Raw genomic sequence first — 563 nt, forward strand, 5'->3', positions numbered from 1 at the left:
CCGCGCCGGACGTTTTGATGGGGAAATCAGGCAGCCTGCCAAGGTGGCAGCTTTGCCGTGGAATCAGTGGCAGCTTTCGCGTGGAATGGGTGGCAGGCTTCGTCTGGAATCAGTGGCAACCTTGGTCTGGAATACGCAGTTAACTTTGAAACGGCAGCATCAGAAGCGGCGTAAAGCAGCCACATAGCCCTCACCAGAGCTTCATACTGAAGACGGACAAGCCCCGTAGCTGACGTTAAATTGCCGGCAGAGATCAACATCTTTGCGCTCTCGGCATGCTCAAAAGCAACACTGCACATGACCCTGCTGGCTATAATTCTCTCCGAGTGGTCGAACGGAGGGAGCGCCAGAAACTCCAAGAGCTTGCTTTCGAGTTCAGCGGATCGCGATAAAAGACTGTTTATCAATGGTTTCCCTACTCATAACGAGGCCGTAGAAAAACCCGATTCCGAGTCATTCCCAGCGCCTGATTCCTGTAATTTTTATCGCGGCCTTCAACTGGCCGATTCTCGTGATTTCTATATTCAGCCATCCGCTTTGGCCTTTTGGGGCTTTTGGCGCCG

The 563-nt window shown here is 52.8% G+C and carries 2 protein-coding genes and 1 pseudogene; 2 read left to right on the plus strand and 1 reads right to left on the minus strand.

The features are described from left to right. On the plus strand, positions 1-187 hold a 187-nt coding region (locus H3Z84_RS16950), incomplete at its 5' end, for a hypothetical protein (RefSeq protein ID WP_206768969.1). Between the two features lie 7 nt (positions 188-194). Here H3Z84_RS16950 and H3Z84_RS17360 read toward each other — a convergent pair. Continuing rightward, positions 195-299 (minus strand): annotated as a pseudogene (locus H3Z84_RS17360) (DUF6988 family protein); the annotation flags it as partial. Between H3Z84_RS17360 and H3Z84_RS16955 the strand changes: the two are divergent. Continuing rightward, positions 298-563 (plus strand): hypothetical protein (locus H3Z84_RS16955; RefSeq protein ID WP_206768970.1); only part of this gene is annotated, 266 nt, incomplete at its 3' end. The pseudogene H3Z84_RS17360 and the gene H3Z84_RS16955 sit on opposite strands and share 2 nt — an antisense overlap.

Origin of the sequence: Marinobacter sp. bablab_jr003, from assembly GCF_016464245.1 — a bacterium.
Taxonomy (GTDB): Bacteria; Pseudomonadota; Gammaproteobacteria; order Pseudomonadales; family Oleiphilaceae; genus Marinobacter; species Marinobacter vinifirmus.